Genomic DNA, 20,654 nt, shown 5'->3' with positions numbered 1-20,654 from the left:
GATCACTCTTATGAGCATCGACAGTGAATTTGTGCAGCGCGTTGACAGCGCTGTGTATGAAACCGATGAGCCGGTGTTGTACGCGGTGGTCGAGGGCGTGGCCAGTGTGACGCTGAACCGGCCGACGGTGAACAACGCGCAGAACTCGCAAATGACCTATGCACTGGACGATGCGTTCAGGCGTGCGGTCAACGATGACGCGGTCAAGGTCATCGTGCTGCGGGCCAATGGCAAGCACTTTTCGGCCGGGCACGACATCGGCACGCCGGGGCGCGACATCAACAAGCCATTCGAGCGTGCCCACCTGTGGTGGGATCACACCAACAAGCCCGGCGGGGAGTATTTGTATGCCCGCGAGCAGGAGGTTTACCTGGGCATGTGCCGGCGCTGGCGCGAGGTGCCCAAACCGACCATCGCCATGGTGCAGGGCGCGTGTATTGCGGGTGGGCTGATGCTGGCCTGGGTGTGCGATTTGATCGTGGCCAGTGACGATGCTTTTTTCCAGGACCCGGTGGTCCGCATGGGGATTCCGGGGGTGGAGTATTTCGCTCATCCGTACGAACTCAACCCGCGCATTGCCAAGGAATTTCTGTTCACCGGAGACCGGATGAGCGCCGAGCGTGCTTATCAAATGGGCATGGTCAATCGCCTGTTCAGCCGGGAGGAACTGGAGGCCGGGACCTACGCGCTGGCCGCAGCCATCGCCCGGCAGCCGCGCATGGGGCTGGCCCTGACCAAGCAAGCGATCAACCACGTCGAGGACTTGCAGGGCAAGCGCACGGCGATGGACGCAGTGTTCGCGTGGCATCACTTCGCCCATAGCCACAACGAACTGCTGTCCGGTGACAAACTGGGCGGTTTCGATGCCAAGGCCATGGCCGACGCCAACAAGGCTGCTGCGGGTGAACGCCGATGAGTGACTACCTGAACACGGCGTTGACCCAGGCGCTGGGCTGCCGTTATCCGATTGTGCAAACCGCCATGGGCTGGGTGGCGGACGCTAATCTGGTGATCGCCAGCACCCAGGCGGGAGCCTTTGGTTTTTTGGCCGGAGCGACGATCGCTGCCGATCAACTGGAGGGTGAAATTCAACGGGTGATCGAGGCCACGGGCGGTAGCAACTTCGGTCTTAACTTTCATATGTTTCAGGACAATGCCGCGCAGTGCGTGGACTTGGCCATTGAATACCGCCTGCGTGCGGTGAGTTATGGGCGCGGTCCCGACCTGCAGACCATTGATCGTTTCAAACGCGCCGGGGTGTTGTGCATTCCCACGGTGGGCGCCCTCAAGCATGCGATCAAGGCCGTGGAACTGGGCGCTGACATGGTCACCGTGCAGGGCGGCGAGGGCGGCGGCCACACCGGCGGCGTACCGGGCACCATCTTGCTGCCACAGGTGCTGGATGCGGTGCAGGTGCCGGTGATTGCCGCGGGCGGCTACTCCACCGGGCGCGGCCTGGCCAGTGCGCTGGCGTGCGGTGCAGCGGGGGTTGCCATGGGCACGCGGTTTCTCATGACCCGTGAATCCCCCACGCCGGTGCAGACCCTGGAGCGTTACCTCAAGGTCAACGACCCGCAGCAGATTCGGGTCACCACTGCCGTGGACGGCATGCGTCACCGGATGATTGAAAATGCCTTTATCAACCGGCTGGAGCGTGCCAGTGCGTTTGGCCGTTTACGCATTGCGCTGGGCAGTGCCTGGCAATGGAAGCAACAGACCGGCATGAGCCTGCGGCACATGCTCGGGGTGTTTGCCCAGTCGGTCAAAGAAGACCCCGGCGCGCTGTCGCAAACCGTGATGGCCGCCAACCAGCCGGTGCTCTTACAGCGCTCGATGGTCGACGGCGTGCCGGATGAAGGCATATTGCCCAGCGGACAGGTGGCGGCGGCGATTGGCGAGCTGAAAAGCTGCCAGCAGGTGATTGAGGAGATGGCGCAGGAGGCTGAGCGCTGTTTGCGGGCCGTCAGCACGCCGTATCCCCGTTAATCGAGGCTGACCCAGCGCTGCTCCTGTGCTGCGCGGCGGATGGCGGCGGCCAGGCGCTCCACTTGCCAGGCTTCTTCGAAATCCGGGCCGGGGGCGGGCACGCCGGCGCAGGCTTGAATCACGGCGTGGACTTCGAGGGTTTTCAGCTCGTTGTAACCCAGTTGATGCCCCGCCGCCGGGCTGAAGGCGGCATAGCCCGGCAAGTCAGGGCCGGACAGCCGGCGCTCGAAACCTGATTGTCCTTGCAGGCACACGTGCAGTTCGTTCAGGCGTTCCTGATCGAACCTGAGCGTGCCCAGGGTGCCGCTGATTTCGACGCTCAGGTGGTTTTTGTAGCCGTGTTTGAGCCAACTGCTGCTGACGCTGCCGCGGGCGCCATTGCGAAAGCGCAACAACGCGTGAGTCTGGTCGTCCACGTGGATCGGTGTGTGCCGCGGGTCGGTATGACTGGCGGGTCGCAGCGGGTGGACGGTCTGGCTGTCGGCGCACACCGCCTCGACGTCGCCCATCAGGTAGCGGGCGAGGGCCAGCACGTGACTGCCCAGATCTGCCAACGCTCCCCCGGCATGTTCGGCTTCGCAGCGCCATGACCAGGGCAAGGCCGGGTCGGCCATGAAGTCTTCGCTGAACTCCCCTGCAAAGCTGATGAGCCGCCCTAGCTCGCCTCGCGCGATCATTTCGCGTGCCTGCACCAACACCGGATTGTGCTGGTAGTTGTAACCGACCCGCGTGACCACGCCTGCAGCCCGCGCGGCCTGACGCATGTCATCGGCTTGTTGCAGGCTGACCGCCAGGGGCTTCTCGCAGTACACGGCCTTGCCCGCCGCGATGGCAGCCATCGCCATGGGGAAATGCAAGTGGTTGGGGGTGGTGATGGCCACCAGGTCGACCTTGGGATCGCTGATTAACTGCTGCCAGTCGCTGCGGGCGCGTTCAAACCCCCAGGCCGAAGCGCACTGTTGCGCCCGTTCGGCGTCTGCATCGGCCACGGCAGCCAGGCGCAGGTGCACCGGCAGTTCGAATGCTGCGCTGACATTGCGGAACGCCAGCGCATGGGCGCGCCCCATAAAGCCGGTGCCGATCAGACCTATTCCCAGTGAACGCATGGCAACTTCCTTTGGATGTTTTATTGTAAGGAAGTACCTTTATGGAATTAAATTTCCGAAAATGCAATCGGTGGAATTAAATTATCGGATTGTTCAGGACAAGAACCCACCGTCCACATTCAACGAAACGCCCGTGGTGTAGGTGGAGGCATCGCTGGCCAGGTACAGCACGGCGCCTGCCATTTCTTCAGGATTGGCCACGCGGTTGAGCGGGATCTGTTGCAAGACGCCCTTGAGAATCGCGTCGTTCTTGACCAGCGCCGAGGCGAATTTGGTGTCCGTCAGGCCGGGCAGCAAGGCGTTGCAACGAATGCCCAAAGGCGCGCATTCCTTGGCAAACACTTTGGTCATGTTGATGACCGCGGCTTTGGTCATCGAGTACACGCCCTGAAAGGCGCCCGGCGAGACGCCATTGATGGAGGCGACATTGATGATGCTGCCGCCGCCGTGTTCGCGCATCAGTTTGCCGGCTTCGACCGACATGAAGAAATAGCCGCGAATGTTCACGTCGACGGTTTTCTGGAAGGCACTCGGGTCGGTGTCCAGCACATGGCAAAACTGCGGATTGGTGGCCGCGTTGTTGACCAGAATGTCGAGGCGGCCGAAATCGTCACGGATGCGCGCGAAGGCCTGTTGTATCTGCTCCAGCTCACCGATGTGGCAGGCCATGGCGGTGGCTTTGCCCCCGGCGGCGATGATCGCGTCGGCCACGGGTTGACAGTTCTCCAGCGTGCGGCTGGAGACGATGACATGCGCCCCCTGGCGGGCCAGCAAGTGGGCAATGGCCTCACCGATACCGCGGCTGGCGCCGGACACGAAAGCGATTTTGCCATCAAGGTCAAACAAGTGAGTGCGGGTCATGCGGAATCCTTCGTGTTCGGGGGCTTAGAGGCTGGAGCGCTCGATGACCTTGAGGCTCATGTGCTCCAACAAGGCGTTCATGTGGACGAACTGGGCGAAGCGTTTGTCCTGCGTTTGGCCGTGGTAGAAGCGGTAGTAGATCTGCTGCACGATGCCTGCCAGACGGAATAGCCCATAGGTGTAGTAGAAATCGTAGTTATCGATCTGAATCCCGGCGCGTTCTGCGTAGTAATCGACGAATTCGCGGCGGGTCAACATCCCCGGCGCATGGCTCGGTTGGCGCCGCATCCGCTGCACCTCCGGCGGGTCATTGGCCTCAATCCAGTAGGCGAGGGTGTTGCCCAGGTCCATCAGAGGGTCGCCGAGTGTGGTGAGCTCCCAGTCCAGTACGCCAATGATCTGCCTGGGGTTGTGCGGGTCGAGGATGACGTTGTCGAAGCGGTAATCGTTGTGAACGATGGCAGGCGTCGGGTGATCGGGCGGCAGGTGCGCATTGAGCCACGCCTTGACGGTTTCCCAGTGCGGCGCATCCGGGGTCAGCGCCTTTTCGTAACGGTCGCACCAGCCGCTGATCTGGCGTTGCACATAACCTTCAGGCTTGCCCAGGTCGGCCAGGCCGCACGCGGTGTAATCCACCTTGTGCAGCTCGACCAGGGTGTCGATAAAGCTGCGGCACAGGGCGCCGGTGTTGTCGGCCGTGAGGGTGAGTTCCGCGGGCAATTCCGAGCGCAAGATGATCCCTTTGACCCGTTGCATGACATAGAACTCGCTGCCGATCAGCGACGTGTCGGTGCAATGGGCATAGGCCTTGGGGCAGTAGGGGAAGGCGTCCTTAAGGTGATTGAGAATGCGGTACTCACGGCCCATGTCATGGGCAGACTTGGCTTTATGGCCAAACGGTGGGCGGCGCAGCACCAGTTCGTGGCCGGGGTACTCGATCAGGTACGTGAGGTTGGATGCGCCACCGGGGAACTGGCTGATGCGGGGCTCACCGCCAAGCCCCGGGATGTGGGCCTTCAGGTACAGGTCAATCTGGCTGGCGTCGAGTTCTTCGCCAGAGCGGATACGGGTAGACGAGTCGGTGAGCGCCATGGCTATCTCTTCTGCTTATTTTTGAGGCCGGACAACATTCGCTAATCTAATGGGCCGCCCCGTCGACAACAAGCCGCGGGCGGCCTTAATAGACGCGGGTGTTAGTGGCCGATCAGCGTGTCTGATAGCAAGGCGCCCACTGTGAAGCGCAAAAAAAACCGAAGCTGCGTGGGCTTCGGTTTTTTTGACATGCGCGAAACTTAGCTTGGGAACAGTTCGCTCAGTTTCATCGCCAGCATCATGTCGCCTTCAGCGCGCAGTTTGCCGCCCATGAACGCTTGCATGCCGTCGGTTTCACCGCTGACGATGCCTTCCAGGGTTTCGCCGTCCATCACCAGAGTGACTTGTGCGTCCGGGTTTTCGCCTTCCTTCAGTTCGCAGGTGCTGTCTTTGACGATCAGCGAAAAGTTCTGGGTGTCATCAATGCGAAAGCCGAATACCAGGTCCAGGCCGGCAGCAGCGGCTGGGTTGAATTTGGCTTTCATTGCTTGAACGGCATCAGCTACAGACGTCATGGTTCGATCCTTTTGTGGTGGGGTACGGCGACCCGTGGGTCGCGGTTGCCGGCGCTCAACGATAGGTGATGAGTGACGGCGTCTTCAACAGTTGCAAATGCAGGTGACTGTTAAAGGAAGCCAGTGTGACCTCGCGGCCTTGAAACGAGAGGCGGCTGAGCGAGGTGTTCGCAATGTGCCAGGTGAGCTTGAAGGCTTCGCTGGCGGGAATTCGGGTCAACAGGTGGAGCAGGGCGGTGATGGTGCCGCCGGAGGTGAACACGGCGATGGTGTGCTGGCTGGCCTGGGCGTGATCCAGCAACCGGTTGAGCCCGCCTTGGACGCGTTCGACAAAGGCCAGCCAGCTTTCGAGTTCAGGGGTGTCCCAGGTGCCGCTGACCCAGCGCGCCACAATCAGGTCAAATATCCGCTGGAATTCGGCCGGGTCATGGGCTGCATGGGTCAAGGCTGCCACGGCATGGGGCTCATCCGGCAACAAGCCTGGCAGCAGCGCGCTGAGCACGCCGAACGCATCGAATTCATTAAAGGCCGGGTCAACTTCCAGTGCGGGGGTGGCGAGCCCGGTTACGCTGAATTGCTGCAGGGCGTGGCGGGCGGTGTCTTGCTGGCGGGAAAGATCGCCGGACAGGCAACGGTCAAAGCGCAGGCCGAGGTCAACCAGATGCTGGCCGACGATTTGCGCCTGGCGCACACCCAGTGGCGACAGCACGTCGTAGTCCTCAGCGCCGAAAGAGGCTTGGCCATGTCTTATTAGATAGATGCTGCCCACGTCCGCTTTGCCCCGGTACGTTGAAAGTCAGGCGAGGTTAGGAGCAAGGCGGGGAGCTGTCAATGAAAAAACATACGCTTGTTTGAATTGCGCCCGGCACGTGTCGACGCAGCGTTTCACGGCTGGCAGCCACCGATTGGCGCCGGTATGCTGAGCCCCATTACGCCACCCGGACGTCCGGGGTGGCCTCGTTTGAAGGAGTGTCTGTGGAATTTCTTGCCGATTACGCCAGTTTTTTGGCGAAAACAGTGACGATAGTGGTTGCGATCCTGGTGGTGCTGGTCACGCTGGCTGTCGTGCGCGGCAAAGGGCGCCGACGTTCGACGGGGCAACTGCACGTCACCAAATTGAATGACTTTTACAAAGGTTTGCGCGAGCGTTTGCAACAGTCACTGTTGACCAAGGATCAGTTGAAGACCTTGCGCAAAGACAGCAGCAAGGCTGAAAAGAAGCTGAAGAAACAGCCTGATGAAAAGCCACGAGTGTTCGTCCTCGATTTCGATGGCGATATCAAGGCCTCTGCCACTGAAAGCCTGCGTCACGAGATCACCGCCTTGCTGACCCTGGCCACCCCGGCCGATGAAGTGGTACTGCGGCTGGAAAGCGGCGGCGGCATGGTACACAGCTATGGTCTGGCCTCGTCGCAGTTGGCGCGGATTCGTCAGGCGGGCATTCCGCTGACGGTGTGTATCGATAAAGTGGCCGCCAGTGGTGGCTACATGATGGCTTGCATTGGGGCCAAAATCATCAGCGCGCCTTTCGCAATCCTCGGTTCGATCGGTGTGGTCGCGCAGTTGCCTAACGTCAATCGACTGTTGAAAAAGCACGACATTGATTACGAAGTACTGACCGCTGGCGAGTACAAGCGCACGTTGACCGTGTTTGGCGAAAACACTGAAAAGGGGCGTGAGAAGTTTCAGCAGGACCTGGACATCACGCATCAACTGTTCAAGAACTTCGTCGCGCAATACCGCCCACAATTGGCCATCGATGAAGTTGCCACGGGCGAGGTATGGCTGGGTGTGGCGGCGGTTGAAAAGCGCTTGGTGGATGAATTGAAAACCAGCGATGAGTATTTGTCGGAGCGTGCCAAGACTGCGCAGCTTTATCATTTGCACTTTGCCCAGCGTAAAAGCCTGCAAGAGCGTGTGGGGCTGGCCGCCAGTTCTTCCGTCGAGCGTGTCGTGGATTCGCTCTGGGCGCGTGTGACCCAGAACCGTTTCTGGTAACCCACTGTGGCCTGCCGTGCCTGTGGGTACAGCGGGCCATGTCAACCTCAGTGGTCGGCGCTGAGGCGTCAGAGCGCGAGTGGGGGACCACTAACTATCTAACTCATTGCCGCAAAAGCCTGTGCTTAAGCTGAACGTCTTATTAGAAGACAGGCTTTGGTAATGGCAACGATCAATGGCTCTACCCCTTCCAATGCAGTCAGGCAGATGACGCAAACGTCAAAACGTCTGTTGCAGGCACCCGCCGAAAATAAATACGAAACCCTTGTCTCAACCTTGTTACCCGGCTGGTTCGTCAACGCGCCGGAGTCCGTTCGCCAGTCCTTGAAAAAGAGCTTGCAGCTCAGGCATGAGACGCAGCAGATAACATCCGGGATTCTGGCCGCCATCAAGCCCATCGAACAGTTCTGCGAACCCCTGCTGAAACTGGCGCTATCGGTGTATGGGTGGAGTGATCTGGATGTAAAGACCCATGCGTTAAAACAAGTGCACCTGGTCAACAACTTATTGGTCTTTATTGCGCGTTATCAGGTCAAGTTGGTCGATACGGCTGCACGTTCCTTAATGCCGGACGCACTGATTCCTGAGTCGCTGGAACTGAATCTGGTGTCCAGTATTTCGCACCACAGTCTGTTGCAGGCCGCCATGCAGAACTTTGACGAGTCGGAAACACGTGCCGGTGGCTTTGACCCGGGCTCTTATATCTACGGCATTGCAAGCAATAAGTCGGAGGTGATTAACCCCGATCTGACACCGGAGAAATTTGCACAAATCAGCCGTGATCTGAATTTGGGGTTTCAATACCAACTGCATCTGGACCGCCAATTCAGGCCTGTAGAAAACCAATGGCCCATGACAGACCCTCGTTCCCAGGCCTTTAAAAACATGCAGGCCTTCAGTGACGATGTACGCCATGAGTTTTCATGTGCGTTGCATATGGAGTTCATGAAGGGGTTTGTGAGCCCCGGCATTTACCGCTTCATGGATAATTTGCTGGCCGCACAGCCCTCGGTGTTTACGACCGGGCCGGCCATGTGTGGAACCTTCCAGATACTCGATTTCGAAGTGACGGGGGTCATTATCGTATTGCCGTTGCGCAAAGCCAGTCACAACGTTCAGCCGTGTGTAGTCTATCTGCCACAAGCGCCCGAGCGTTGTTTCTACGAGTTTGAAACGTTTAATGCCTTCCAGATTCACTTACGCGAATGGTTAAAAAATCCTCAATTTGCCGAATATTTCATAACGCGCGTTCCCTTACGCCATCGTGCCGAGTTTGTGCGCCGCACGCATATCAGGCATGCCACGTGGGATTCGTTGTTGCTACGACGCCCACCCATCATTTACGAACCGGCTTTATTTACAAACTCCCACTACAACCTTAAAAGCGAAAACCCCTTTGAAGTGGCATGGCAGCAGCAACTGGCTCAAATCAAAGACGACGCCAGTGTATTGGTCGTGCCGACCGAAGACGAAGACCAGCGGGCGCGCGTTGAGCGTCAGGCGATGTATTTGAATATCGGGATCAGTTTGTTTGGATTGGCACTGGGGTTTGTGCCGGTACTGGGCCAGGTGCTCCTGGCCATCAGCGTGATTGAGCTGGGGGAAGAAGTCTTTGCGGGTATTCATGCATGGGAAAGAAATGACAAGTACACAGCGATCACTTACCTCTTCGATGTTGCCCAAAACGTGGCGTTACTGGCGGGAACGGTAGGGGTCGCCAAAGCCTTGCAGGCCCCTGCGCCTGTAGATGCGTTGGTGCCCGTGAGGATTGAACGGGGAGTCAGTAAGTTATGGAAACCTGACCTTGCCGGCTACGAAGTTAAAAAGATTTCCCTGGAGGGCATTACAGCGGATGAGCGCGGTATTTTTACGGTTAATCAACGCACGTATATCAAATTGGATGACCAGGTATATAGGGTTGCAATGGAGCCCGGCACAGACCGTTTCTACTTGAAACATCCTTCTGATGGGCGTGCGTACAAGGTCAAGTTGCGTCATAACCATCAAGGCATCTGGACGCATGAACTGGACGATCCCCTGTATTGGGACCGCGCACAATTATTCCGGCGCATGGGGGGGGACGCCCAAGCCTTATCAACCACCACGCTTGATAAGGTGATGATGATCTCGAATCTGTCTGATGCAACCTTAAGGCATGTGGTGCTTGAACAACTGCCGGCCCCCGCTTTGTGGGTGGACAGTCTGAAACGTGCCGCGCTGGTCGAGAAAATCAAGACCTTCGTCACCCGGATGAAAAACGGCGCAGGCCGTCTGGCAGCCGACGCTGATCTTCAGTTACGGCTGATTACCCAGCTGCCGGGATGGCCAGCAGATCGAGTACTGCGTGTGGTTGAAAATGATGGCGTGCTCTTCAGGGAGTACGGCAATGACCTGGTCTCCAGGATCCCGAGGCTGCAAGTGACCGAAGCGCAGATCGCACACAGGGACCTGCTGAAAGTGACCCTCGACTGTTTGTCCCAGACACAGATCACCCAGTTACTGGGGCGTGAAGTCGCTGGCGAGCAGCAGGTTCAGGCGCTGGCGCAACGCTTGGGGGCCTTTGCGCAAGCCACAGAGAAAGCCCTGTTCTTGAGTCTGTACACCGAAACACAGGCAACGTCTTCGATCGGCGCCCTGATACAACAACAATTTTCCAGTTTGCCCGCTGCCGTGGTCGAGGAGTTGGTAGAGCACTTGTCACCTGAGCAGGTGGCGCTGATTCGCAGCGAAGGGCGGCTCCCGCTCGTGGTGCTGGAGGAGGCGCGGCACTACGTTCAATCCGTGCGCATGAGCCGTGCGATTGAAGGGTTGCTGTTTGACTCGCTCAGCAGCGACGACAGTTTAAAAGTGGCCCGTAAAATTCTGCCTTCTGTCCCGGGTTGGCCCAGGAACTTACGCCTTGTTGTACGAGACAAAAGCACCGGGCACGTGATTGAAACGTTTGGAAGCCCGTTAGTGACGTCTGCGCGTGAGGTGTTCAAGAGCGGTGATCACTATGAATATTTTGGGTTTGCCGAGGGCGAGACATTCAGGCATGCGTCCTTGCTCAGGTGCATTTTTGAAGCGCTATCAAACGAAGAACGCACGGGGTTGATGCTGCCTGCGGCTGCCCCCTATGAGGCGTTCACCCTCAAGGTGGCGACGGTCGCGAACCGGCATCGCTCCCTAAGCGCCCAAGCCTTGGGCTTACACACGATAAAACCGTGGATCAAGTCGCCTTTGCGATTGGCCGATGGGCGCCTGGGCTACCCGCTGGGTGGCCGCTCAGGGCGTTTACTGCCTCAAGAACGGCCGCCATTACTCAAAGATCAGTTACTTGAGCTTTACCCCTCAATGAGCGAGGCGCAGGCCGGTCATTTTATGTATCGCTTGAACCTCAGTCCCGCTCAAATTACCCGCAGGCTGGTCAGCCTCAGGGGTGAGTTACAAAGCCTGCGCGTCGATCTCGACAGTTGGGTGGCGTCCGAGGTGTGGAGCGCGCCCCACAACGCGCCGCGGTTCAAAGTGTCGACTCAGGTCAAGAAGTCGATGCGCCGGGCCCTGATACAAGCTTGGCGGCGCCAGACGCCGCACAACCAGATTGGGGGCCACTTTGGCTACGAACTGGATCTGGATGGCTGGCCCGTTGATTGTCTGCCTGAGTTATCCGCGGACTTTTCTCACATCCATACCCTGAATGTGCGTCACTCACCCTCAGGCCACTTTCCTGCGTCATTTTTGGGCAAGTTCAAACAACTTCGCGCGTTGACCTTGAAGAACAGCGAATTGATCGAGCTACCCGCTGCCATTGCAGACATGAGTGAGCTGACAGTGTTGAACCTTCAGGGCAACCACATTACGTTGACCGCGTCCGCCCATCAGACACTGGCCAGCCTGACCCGGCTAAAGTCTCTCAACCTGACCGGCAACGGATTGGGCATGCGGTTGTCGGTGGGGCGGTTGTCCGGCCTTGAACACCTGCAGTTGCGTTATACCGGAATTGATCAATGGCCCGAAGGCATTGAAAGGCTTCAACACCTGCAAGTGGTTGATTTGCGCGATAACGCGATCAGCCATGTGCCTTCCGAGGTGCTGTCGCCTGCGCGCAACGCGGTCAATCGCGTGACTTTTTTACACGACAACCCTTTGAGCGCCGACTCTTTACGCCGTCTCTATGTGTATCGGCTGGAGGAACAGATCAACTTCGGTATCTGGATATCTCGCCAGCATGTGTCGGCCCCTCGGGGTCTTCAGCGCTGGGCGCAGCCGCCAAGCGATGAGCAGTTGGCGGTGTGGAATGCCTTATGGGCTGAGAACAATGGTCGTGATTTTTTTCGGATACTCGAGGATTTAAGCGCGTCCGCCCAGTTTTCACGTAATTACGGGGATTTAAGTCAGCGCGTATGGTCACTGCTAGACGCGATGCATCAGAACACGGGGCTTCGTACATGGTTGTTTGATATAAGCAGTCAGCCCCGAACCTGCGTCGACGGCATTGCCATGGTGTTTGCTGATCTTGAACTGCAACTTCAAATCTATTTGGCTGAGCACGGCCTTAATACCGAAGAACAATTGCTGGATTTGACCCGGGGCTTATTGCGCATTGAGTCGCTTAATCAGCATGTGGACACGGTCATTGCTCAGCGGATTGCTCAAATCAGTGCGCGACCGATTAACGCAGTCCAACGTTTGCAGCAGTTGATTGATGAGGTCAGCCCTGACTTTGCCGAGCAGCCCTTGAGTGAAATGTCGGCGCAAGAGTGTCAAGGCGTGGCGTATCGGCTGGGTACGCCAGAAGCGCTGCAATTGGCCGAGATTCTGAGCCCGCGATGGCTGCAAGAGCGCATTGCGCACATTGATCCGTTGGAAGTACAGATGTATTACCAGGTGCATCTGGCGCAAGAGCTGGGCTTGCCCGCCAGGCCGCGAAGCATGTTCTTCGAAAATGTGGCGAGCGTGACACCGGCCGAGTTGCAAGAGGCCAAGGCCTATGTCATGAGCAAGGAATCCCCTGAGGCCTTGAAAGCCTCGCTCATTGCTCGCGATTACTGGCAAAACTGTCTCAGGCTTAAATACCAGGAAACGTTCTTTCGCTCGGACGAGGCTCAAGATGAGCGGATGGCGGCGCTTTTCGCAACGCGCGAAGGCATGTCCAGCAGCGACTACGTTACGCAATCACAGGAAATCGTGGGGGAGAGGGAAGACGCACGGTTGGCGTTGGTGACGCGATTGACTGAGCAGGAAATTGCTGAAAACCCGCGCCTGATGGCAATGTTGCAACCACCGGGGCGTTGAGCGTGTGACGCTGGCGCCAAGGCGTTCAATGCCCGGGGCCAGCGTTTATTCAGGGATTAACGACGCCGGAACAGCGGTTGAGGCTCATCCGTTGACGCCTGATAGGTCACGCTGAAGTCCTTAAGGCCTTCGAGCGCTTCGTAGGGGTCTTTGTCGGCGCGAATGGCAAACGCATCAAAGCCACAGCGATGCAGGTAGAAAAGCTGATCACGCAGTACATCACCAATGGCGCGCAATTCGCCTTTATAGCGGTAGCGATCACGCAGCAAGCGTGCATTCGAATAGCTGCGGCCATCGGTGAAGGCGGGGAAGTTCAGGGCAATGACCTGAAAACTGTTCACGTCTTCGCCGATTTCTTCGGCTTCTTCATCGCTGTCCAGCCAGACGCCCAAACCGCCATCGCGGGCTTTGAGTGCGTGAGCATGCTCGCGCCACAGGGCCAGCGGCACGATCAGATCATCGCAATTGGGGATGGCGTCGAAGCTCGCGTCCTTGGGCAGCAAGTGCCAGGTTTCATCGATCACTTCGTTGTTCTTAATGATTCGCTGCATAGACGCGCTCCTTGAAGGGATCGATGCCAATACGTTGGTAGGTGTCGATGAAGCGCTCGTCTTCGGTACGTTTTTCAACATAGACGTCGATCAGCTTTTCAATCACATCCGGCATGTCGTCCTGGGCGAACGAGGGGCCGAGGATTTTCCCCAAGCTGGCATCACGGCTGGCACTGCCGCCCAGCGAGACCTGATAGAACTCGGCGCCTTTTTTATCGACGCCCAAGATGCCGATATGACCGACGTGGTGGTGGCCACAGGCGTTCATGCAACCGGAAATATTCAGGTCCAGCTCACCGATGTCGAACAGATAGTCCAGGTCTTCAAAGCGGCGCTGGATGGATTCGGCAATCGGGATGGATTTGGCGTTGGCCAGCGAGCAGAAATCGCCGCCAGGGCAGCAAATCATGTCGGTCAGCAGGCCGATGTTCGGCGTGGCGAAACCGTGTTCGCGCAACTCGCCCCACATGGTGAACAACTGGCTTTCTTCGACATCGGCCAGGATGATGTTCTGTTCGTGAGAGGTGCGCAGTTGGCCGAAGCTGTAGCGGTCGGCCATGTCGGCAATCGCGTCCCACTGCTTGTCGGTCACATCACCCGGCGCGACGCCGGTGGGCTTGAGCGACAGCGTCACGGCCACATAGCCCGGCTTCTTGTGCGCCAGGGTATTGCGGGTGCGCCAGCGGGCGAATCCGGGGTGTTGTTTGTCGAGTTCAGCCAGCTCGGCGCTGAAATCGGGCAAGTCTTTGTACTCCGGATCCACAAAATGCTTGGCGATCCGTTGCACTTCGGCTTCGGTCAGGGTGGTTGACCCCCCGCGCAAGTGCACCATTTCGGCTTCAACGCGTTGCGCGAAGACTTCAGGGGTCAGCGCCTTGACCAGAATCTTGATACGCGCCTTGTACTTGTTATCGCGGCGACCGTAGCGGTTGTAAACCCGCAGGATGGACTCGAGGTAGCTCAGCAAGTCTTGCCACGGCAAGAATTCATTGATGAACGCACCGACCACCGGCGTACGGCCCAAACCGCCGCCTACCAGCACACGGAAGCCCAATTCACCGGCCTCATTGAACACCGGTTCCAAGCCGATGTCGTGCACTTCAATGGCGGCGCGGTCAGAGGCCGAGCCATTGATGGCGATCTTGAATTTGCGTGGCAAATAGGCGAATTCGGGGTGGAACGTCGTCCACTGACGCACGATTTCACACCACGGGCGGGAGTCGATCAGTTCGTCGGCGGCAACACCGGCAAACTGGTCGGTGGTGACGTTGCGCAGGCAGTTGCCGCTGGTCTGAATGGCGTGCATCTGCACAGTGGCCAGTTCTTCCAGAATGTCCGGCACGTCTTCCAGCGCAGGCCAGTTGAACTGCACATTCTGGCGAGTACTGATGTGGGCGTAGCCCTTGTCGTAGTCGCGGGCAATCTTGGCCATCATCCGCGCCTGGCGCGAGGTCAGTTGGCCATAGGGCACAGCGACCCGCAACATGGGTGCAAAACGCTGAACATACAGGCCATTTTGCAGGCGCAGAGGGCGGAATTCTTCTTCGCTCAGCTCACCTGCCAGGTAGCGTCGGGTCTGATCACGGAACTGCTTGACGCGGTCCTCGATGATCCGCTGATCGTACTCGTCATATACGTACATATAGGTCCTGTTCTCAGGCTGCTAACAGCTTATCTGCGCGCACGGCCGCGCACTCCCCACGGAGCGAGGCACGATACCAGTTTGCAGTTATGCGCAAAAGTGATGTTTAAGCATATGGAAAGAACCAAAAAGACTATAAGAGGCTGATTCTCAATCACTTACTTGTCTTGTGGGGATTGCTGGACTTAACTGACAGGACGTCTTCAAGCATTCACCCATAACATTCCAAAAAGGCGATGCGATGAGCACTCCAGTCAAGGCACGTAAAAGTGACAGCAAGGTCGATGCGTGGGCCATTCTGTTCATGATTATTCTGGTGGTGGCAACGGCGGTGTTTTGGGTCAGCCACCAATAAATCGTCCCCCCGCGTATTCTCCGGTAGCCCCCCGGCGCTGCTGACTGTCGCGCCATACGATGGTCACCCGCGTGTCTGATGGTATTGTGCCAGTTATTATGTGGCTCAATTTCCGGGGGCGGGTTTCAATGCGAAAGGTTTTCAACCATTGCCTGGTGTTGCTGTGCTTGCCGTTTTCGATGGCGGTGCAGGGCGCCACGGTGCTTTTCCTGAACCCCGGCTACACGGATGAGACCTTCTGGGTCAGTTATTCGACGTTCATGCAGGCGGCTGCTCGCGATTTAGGCATGCAGCTTGAGGTGCAATATTCCCAACGCTCCCCCGAGCGCGCGATCGAACAGGCGCGCACGGCCTTGCAGGGCCAGCACCGCCCTGACTATCTGATCTTCGTCAACGAACAGTACATTGCCCCGCAAATTTTGCGCCTGTCTCAAGGCAGCGGCGTGAAGCTATTCATGGTCAACAATGGCTTGACCCGTGAGCAGGCGCAGTTGATCGGTCCGGATGATGCCCAGTACGCCGGCTGGCTCGGGAGTATGGTGACCAATGATGAAGAGGGCGGTTACCTGATGCTCAAGGAGTTGATTCGTCAGCGCGGGCCTATTGAACCGGGGCACACCCTGGACCTCTTGGCCTTCTCAGGGGTAAAAAACACCCCGGCTTCACGCTGGCGCGAAAAAGGCATGAAGCGGGCCTTGAGCGAACACCCTCAGGTGCGTTTGCGGCAGATGGTCTATGGCGAATGGAACCAGCAGCGGGCGTACGAACAGGCCCGGCTGTTGTTCAAGCGTTACCCCGACACAGCGCTGGTGTGGTCGGCCAATGATGAAATGGCCTTCGGCGCCATGCGCGCGGCGCAAGAAGCCGGGCACACCCCGGGCAGCGATGTCCTGTTCAGCGCGGTCAACAGCTCTATTCCTGCCCTTGAATCTCGGATCAGCGGGCGGCTCAGTGCGCTGGTGGCAGGGCATTTCACCCTCGGTGGCTGGGCGATGGTGTTGTTGAACGACCACAGCAAAGGCGTTGATTTCAAGCGCCTCGGTGGGCGAGACCGGCAGGTTCCGGTGTTGCAGTTGCTCAATGCCGAACAGGCGGCCACTTTACTCAAAGTCATACGCAGCCAGGCGTTCAACCTGCCCTTCACGTCGCTCTCCGCGCAGGGTAAACCCGCGAATTACCGCTACCCGTTCACGCTCGATAGCCTGCTGCACAGGCCTCAGACCCCGGCAAAGTGAAGCACCAGTTTGACGATTGCGAACAGCGTCAACGCAAATACCCCGGTAAACAGCAAGCCCAGCAGCAAGAACTGACCGGGTTTACCGTGAGTGAAGTCGCGTGTTCTGTTTTTGCCACTTTGCACGCCGAACGCAGCGGCCATCACGCTGTGCAGCACTTGCCAAAAGGTGGGCGGTTTTTCGGGGCTTTCCATAAGGACCTCGCAGGCCGGAGTGGAGTGTCTCCCTAGATGATAGTCAACCCCGCAAAAGGGGTAGCCCGTTACCACCGTCAGCACTGAGGCTTTGTATCTACTGATGCTCTATTTGATGAGTTATCAGGAGAGACTCAGTGACAGACATTTCAACGGCTAATGGACTAGGTCCTCACGCAGCCTTTATTGAAGAAAAACTGCCGGCCTGGATAAAACACAGCCACCGCAAGGATTTAGTTCGTCTGCGTGCGGGTGCTGTGCTGGGGCACGAACCTTTACCCGACACTCATTTGGCCGACGCGCCACCCTGGCTGCGTGAGGCTTTGCACAGCAGTCAGGTGCGCAGCCGGCAGGCAACGCTGCGTTTGGCTCAGCACCTGAAAGTGCTTAAGGGCATCACAAAGTTTGCCGAGCCACGCCTTCAATTGGCCCTGCAGAGTCACCACACAACGGGCCGGGCGCTGGATATAAACAAAGACTGTTTGTTTTACCTGCAGCGTGACCAACCCGTGCAGGAGCAGAGCTTGTTACAGGCCGCGCTGCTCAATTTTGAAGGCAACGAAGACTTCACACGGCTGGTGCGTGGTCGAACCAGCGCGATAGCACCTTCAGGGTCGTTGCCGGCCATGCCCGAAAAAAATGGGAGCGGCATTCCTTATTCGATGCTCGCCGACGCGCTGGTCAAGGGAAGTGGTTTTGGTGTGGCCAAGATGGAAGATGAGCTGAATAACCTTCATGCCCCCGACGGTTTCAGCTATCGCGAAACGCTGCCTATGAAACCGCAAACCTTCTCGAGTATTTGCAGGGCGCTGGACCTCGGGCAGCAATACCAGGATCACTTGAGCGAAGTGTTTGACAGCCCGCAGAACGGATCAAAACTGCGCGCGCAAATGGTGCAGGCGCAAAAAGAACTGCTTGAAGTACGGTTGCACGCGGCCTTGATCCAGAAACACATCAGTGAAGACGCGTATCGATGCGTGTCGGATGTCGTGAAGGGGCTGCCTGTCCCCCTGCTCGGTGGCAAGCCTGTGGTGTTTAGCCAACTGAGTCTGTATGGCTTCACCATCGCCGATGTGCTGCTGATAGGGCCCTATCGGTCCTGGCTGCCCGAGACGCAAATAGTGAACACGCCCATAGGGGTAGACTTACCCGTGTTTACAACGTCGAAAATCGAACCGCTGGTGGTATACATTCCGGGCGCTGCGACGGATCAACTCATGGAGTATGCGTCCCTTGAAGCCTTTGAACATGCCCTGGCGGTTCATCTGCGAACCCCGGCCTATCAGCAGTTGTTTGCGAATTTGGTGCCGCAAGGTGATGCCCAGGCTTTTCTGAAACGGCTTAACTACCAGCTGTATAGCAAAGCGCCAGATCCCAAAGGAAAAGAACCGCCGGTTTACAGTGATGACGTCAGTCTTCGTATGGGCCAAACCTATATAAGCAGCACCCCGGCCAATCTGTTCTTTGCGTTAAACGCGCTGCATGTGGCACGCATCAAAGCCAACGCGCGGGTGCTGGCGGTGCCCACCGCGGATGCTGACAGCAAATTACTGCGCGAACGCCTGGAGTATTACGCCGGCTTGGGGATGGACGTGCTCAATGCGGCGGTGTTTTTTATTCCGGGCGTGGGCGAGGTCATGATGGCCGTGATGGCCTTGCAGATCGGCCTGGAGGTCTATCACGGCTTGGAGGCGTTCAGCGTCGGGGATATGGACGGCGCATGGGCGCATCTGGAATCCGTGGCCATCAACGTTGGGGTTGGCGTCGCCATTGCCGGAGCCGGGTATGGCATCAGCAAGATCCCGTCCGGCGCGTTGAGCAGGTGGACTGAAAGTGTCACCGCCATTGTCTCGCCGCAAGGTAAAACCCGTTTGTGGAAGCCGGACCTGGCCTCTTATCAGGCCGAGTTGACGCTGGGTGTGGAGCAACCCAATGCATTGGGTCAATACACGATCAACGGCAACACCTGGGTCCAGATTGATCAGCATTTGTATGAGCAAGTTTTCGATCAGGAACTCAACACATGGCGGGTCAAACATCCCTCTGACAGTGAGGCCTATCAACCTGTACTCAAGCACAACCATGACGGTGCCTGGCGTTTTGCGCATGAGCGCCCTTTAACGTGGGACCGCCAGACCTTATTGCGGCGACTGGGCTACAAAGTCCGACTGTTTGATGACGAAACTCTTGCCCGTTCAGGTGAAATCAGCGGTGTGAGCGACGACTCCCTGCGCAAAATGTACCTTGACGACTTACCCGTTCCGGCAGCATTGGCTGATGTGCTTGACCTGTTCACGGTGGGTCCCGTCGTTGAACCCGGTGCGCCGTCGTCCCCCGAAGTGAAGTTACTGCTTCAACGATTCAAAAGCCTGAACCTGTCCGAGTCATCGGCCCGTGAAATCGTCATGTCCGCAGGCGCGCGCGACCTGTCCAGTCTTCGCAAGGGGCGCTCTACATGGCGTATCGATGACCAGTGTCGACGTTACGCTCAGACAGGCCGCCTGAATCGGGCGCTGGCAGGTATATATCAGGCCGGGCCGATCAGTGCAGACACTGCCCGAATAAAGAACTATGTCCTGACGAAGGTGCCGGAAAGTGCGGGTATGGAAAGTGTCGAACAGACCTACGCCATAGGCCGATATGCGACGTCGCATCGAGCTGAGATGGAGGATGTCCTGCAGACCGTTTCTCCCCGGACACAACCCTCGACAAGAAGTGGGCGTAGCGGTTTTGGTTACAGCTTATCCGGCAGAGGAGGGCATTTGAGTGTCGAGAACTCGTTGGTGGTCAGGCTGCGGGAGGTCTATCCGAATGTTGACGACGAGTTGGCCCTTGATTTCATTCAGGAACGATTGCGAGGAGGCCACACCGATCAGCAGGTATTTCACTTTCTGAACACTCGAGCGCGTGAATCGGATGCATTAGCGGCGACATTGGCACGTTGGGCGGAGGTGCCCGGCAATTCCGGGCAAGCGTTGGCGCGAAGATCAGTCATGGAAAAGGTCATCCATTGCTGGCGCCAAGGTTTTTTCCGTGCTCAAGAACCCTACGCGACCCTTGATTTAGGTGATGTGGACGCGTTACCGGAACTGACGGCGGACTTTTCACATGTACGCACCCTCAAAGGCACAGGATCACTGTTGCTGGCCAATTCGGGTGAAACAATTATCAGGATATTTCCCGGTATCAAGGGCCTCGAACTGGGCCTGGAGCTCGAAGAGCGCGACATGATGTCGGTCATCCATAAAATTGCGGCATTACCCCAACTCAAAGCGCTATCCGTCTCAAGTTTGGAAAGTGCATTCTCGCCGGAGTTTATGCGTCAACTGACCTCCATGAATCAACTTCAACGCCTGACGGTGCGGGGTAGCCTGGAATCTCTGGACGTCAGCAGTCTGCATGAACTGCGTGAATTGCAGGTTGCAAGTCAACAGTATTCAAGTTGGCCCCAGGGTGTGTTGGACTTACCGCATCTTGAACAGCTGGACATGCATGCTTGCACACTGCGTGACGTACCGGTGGAGTTATATTCTGGTCACGAACGGTTGTGGCGCGGCCTGCGTTTGAACTGGTCACGGATTGAAGAACAATCCGTTCTTAAAACCTATGGGTACTTGCAAGGCAATGCTTTTCATTTGGCTGATATGCGACAGTGGGTCGATCTTTATACGCTGGATTGTTTCAAACGCATGATGCCGGAGTACAACGGTTCTTTTCTTAGGCTCTGTACGTAAACCCAAGAAATACGATTTTCTGTAAAATACACCGCCATTAAAGCCAGGAGGCCAAGATGGCAAAGCGGTATGAACTCCCCGACGCAGCCTGGGATCTGGTTGCAGATATCT

At 57.5% G+C, this 20,654-nt stretch carries 14 protein-coding genes; 6 read left to right on the top strand and 8 right to left on the bottom strand.

What is annotated here, in order from left to right:
* The first annotated feature begins 10 nt into the window (after positions 1–10).
* Positions 11–916, top strand: a complete 906-nt coding sequence (locus TU74_RS01820) for an enoyl-CoA hydratase (protein ID WP_047293485.1) — start codon at positions 11–13, stop codon at positions 914–916.
* Entirely contained in the window at positions 913–1,986 is a 1,074-nt protein-coding gene (locus TU74_RS01815) for an NAD(P)H-dependent flavin oxidoreductase (protein WP_048374776.1), read from the top strand. Before TU74_RS01820 ends, TU74_RS01815 begins: the two co-directional genes overlap by 4 nt.
* Here TU74_RS01815 and TU74_RS01810 read toward each other — a convergent pair.
* From TU74_RS01810 to TU74_RS01790, 5 genes are all read right to left on the bottom strand, one after another.
* Positions 1,983–3,092: a Gfo/Idh/MocA family protein gene (locus TU74_RS01810; RefSeq protein WP_048374775.1), complete on the bottom strand. Its 1,110-nt coding sequence runs from the start codon at positions 3,090–3,092 to the stop codon at positions 1,983–1,985. The two genes, TU74_RS01815 and TU74_RS01810, sit on opposite strands and share 4 nt — an antisense overlap.
* A 93-nt stretch (positions 3,093–3,185) precedes the next feature.
* A complete protein-coding gene (locus tag TU74_RS01805) occupies positions 3,186–3,953 on the bottom strand; it encodes an SDR family oxidoreductase (protein WP_048374772.1) in 768 nt (255 codons plus the stop codon).
* Between the two features lie 24 nt (positions 3,954–3,977).
* Positions 3,978–5,045, bottom strand: a complete 1,068-nt coding sequence (locus tag TU74_RS01800) for a phosphotransferase family protein (RefSeq protein ID WP_048374770.1) — start codon at positions 5,043–5,045, stop codon at positions 3,978–3,980.
* A gap of 200 nt (positions 5,046–5,245) precedes the next feature.
* The gene (locus TU74_RS01795; RefSeq protein ID WP_048374768.1) at positions 5,246–5,560 is read right to left on the bottom strand and encodes an SCP2 sterol-binding domain-containing protein; all 315 of its coding nucleotides are present in this window, start codon (positions 5,558–5,560) and stop codon (positions 5,246–5,248) included.
* A 55-nt stretch (positions 5,561–5,615) separates the two neighbouring features.
* Positions 5,616–6,329, bottom strand: a complete 714-nt coding sequence (locus TU74_RS01790; protein WP_048374766.1) for a histidine phosphatase family protein — start codon at positions 6,327–6,329, stop codon at positions 5,616–5,618.
* A gap of 206 nt (positions 6,330–6,535) precedes the next feature.
* Here TU74_RS01790 and sohB point away from each other — a divergent pair, with 206 nt between their 5' ends.
* On the top strand, positions 6,536–7,558 hold the full coding sequence (gene sohB, locus TU74_RS01785) for a protease SohB (RefSeq protein WP_048374764.1): 1,023 nt from the start codon (positions 6,536–6,538) through the stop codon (positions 7,556–7,558).
* A gap of 162 nt (positions 7,559–7,720) precedes the next feature.
* Entirely contained in the window at positions 7,721–12,832 is a 5,112-nt protein-coding gene (locus TU74_RS01780) for an NEL-type E3 ubiquitin ligase domain-containing protein (protein WP_048374762.1), read from the top strand.
* A 56-nt stretch (positions 12,833–12,888) separates the two neighbouring features.
* On the opposite strand, the gene TU74_RS01775 is transcribed toward TU74_RS01780, so the two are convergent.
* Together TU74_RS01775 and TU74_RS01770 are read right to left on the bottom strand one after the other, a co-directional pair.
* Positions 12,889–13,383, bottom strand: a complete 495-nt coding sequence (locus TU74_RS01775; protein ID WP_047293470.1) for a DUF934 domain-containing protein — start codon at positions 13,381–13,383, stop codon at positions 12,889–12,891.
* Positions 13,367–15,025, bottom strand: a complete 1,659-nt coding sequence (locus TU74_RS01770; RefSeq protein ID WP_047274431.1) for a nitrite/sulfite reductase — start codon at positions 15,023–15,025, stop codon at positions 13,367–13,369. The genes TU74_RS01775 and TU74_RS01770 overlap by 17 nt, the downstream gene beginning before the upstream one ends.
* A gap of 483 nt (positions 15,026–15,508) precedes the next feature.
* Between TU74_RS01770 and TU74_RS01765 the strand changes: the two genes are divergently transcribed.
* The gene (locus TU74_RS01765) at positions 15,509–16,615 is read left to right on the top strand and encodes an ABC transporter substrate-binding protein (RefSeq protein ID WP_048374760.1); all 1,107 of its coding nucleotides are present in this window, start codon (positions 15,509–15,511) and stop codon (positions 16,613–16,615) included.
* Here the strand turns inward: TU74_RS01765 and TU74_RS01760 are convergent.
* Positions 16,597–16,809, bottom strand: coding sequence for a DUF2970 domain-containing protein (locus tag TU74_RS01760; RefSeq protein ID WP_047274435.1), 213 nt, complete (start codon positions 16,807–16,809; stop codon positions 16,597–16,599). The two genes, TU74_RS01765 and TU74_RS01760, sit on opposite strands and share 19 nt — an antisense overlap.
* Before the next feature lie 323 nt (positions 16,810–17,132).
* Between TU74_RS01760 and TU74_RS01755 the strand changes: the two genes are divergently transcribed.
* Positions 17,133–20,543 (top strand): dermonecrotic toxin domain-containing protein, encoded by a 3,411-nt coding sequence (locus TU74_RS01755; RefSeq protein WP_157315131.1) that lies wholly within the window; start codon positions 17,133–17,135, stop codon positions 20,541–20,543.
* Positions 20,544–20,654: the final 111 nt, after the last annotated feature.

It is taken from the genome of Pseudomonas lundensis (assembly GCF_001042985.1).
GTDB classification, from domain to species: domain Bacteria; phylum Pseudomonadota; class Gammaproteobacteria; order Pseudomonadales; family Pseudomonadaceae; genus Aquipseudomonas; species Aquipseudomonas lundensis.
Note: the sequence above shows the minus strand (reverse complement) of the source record. Positions and strands in the feature narration are given on the sequence as shown.

What these genes read in the sequence shown, in the direction of transcription:
- TU74_RS01820 (WP_047293485.1), top strand. Translation starts at nt 11, where the DNA reads ATGAGCATCGACAGTGAATTTGTGCAGCGCGTTGACAGCGCTGTGTAT.
- TU74_RS01815 (WP_048374776.1), top strand. Translation starts at nt 913, where the DNA reads ATGAGTGACTACCTGAACACGGCGTTGACCCAGGCGCTGGGCTGCCGT.
- TU74_RS01810 (WP_048374775.1), bottom strand. Translation starts at nt 3,092, where the DNA reads ATGCGTTCACTGGGAATAGGTCTGATCGGCACCGGCTTTATGGGGCGC.
- TU74_RS01805 (WP_048374772.1), bottom strand. Translation starts at nt 3,953, where the DNA reads ATGACCCGCACTCACTTGTTTGACCTTGATGGCAAAATCGCTTTCGTG.
- TU74_RS01800 (WP_048374770.1), bottom strand. Translation starts at nt 5,045, where the DNA reads ATGGCGCTCACCGACTCGTCTACCCGTATCCGCTCTGGCGAAGAACTC.
- TU74_RS01795 (WP_048374768.1), bottom strand. Translation starts at nt 5,560, where the DNA reads ATGACGTCTGTAGCTGATGCCGTTCAAGCAATGAAAGCCAAATTCAAC.
- TU74_RS01780 (WP_048374762.1), top strand. Translation starts at nt 7,721, where the DNA reads ATGGCAACGATCAATGGCTCTACCCCTTCCAATGCAGTCAGGCAGATG.
- TU74_RS01775 (WP_047293470.1), bottom strand. Translation starts at nt 13,383, where the DNA reads ATGCAGCGAATCATTAAGAACAACGAAGTGATCGATGAAACCTGGCAC.
- TU74_RS01770 (WP_047274431.1), bottom strand. Translation starts at nt 15,025, where the DNA reads ATGTACGTATATGACGAGTACGATCAGCGGATCATCGAGGACCGCGTC.
- TU74_RS01765 (WP_048374760.1), top strand. Translation starts at nt 15,509, where the DNA reads ATGCGAAAGGTTTTCAACCATTGCCTGGTGTTGCTGTGCTTGCCGTTT.
- TU74_RS01760 (WP_047274435.1), bottom strand. Translation starts at nt 16,809, where the DNA reads ATGGAAAGCCCCGAAAAACCGCCCACCTTTTGGCAAGTGCTGCACAGC.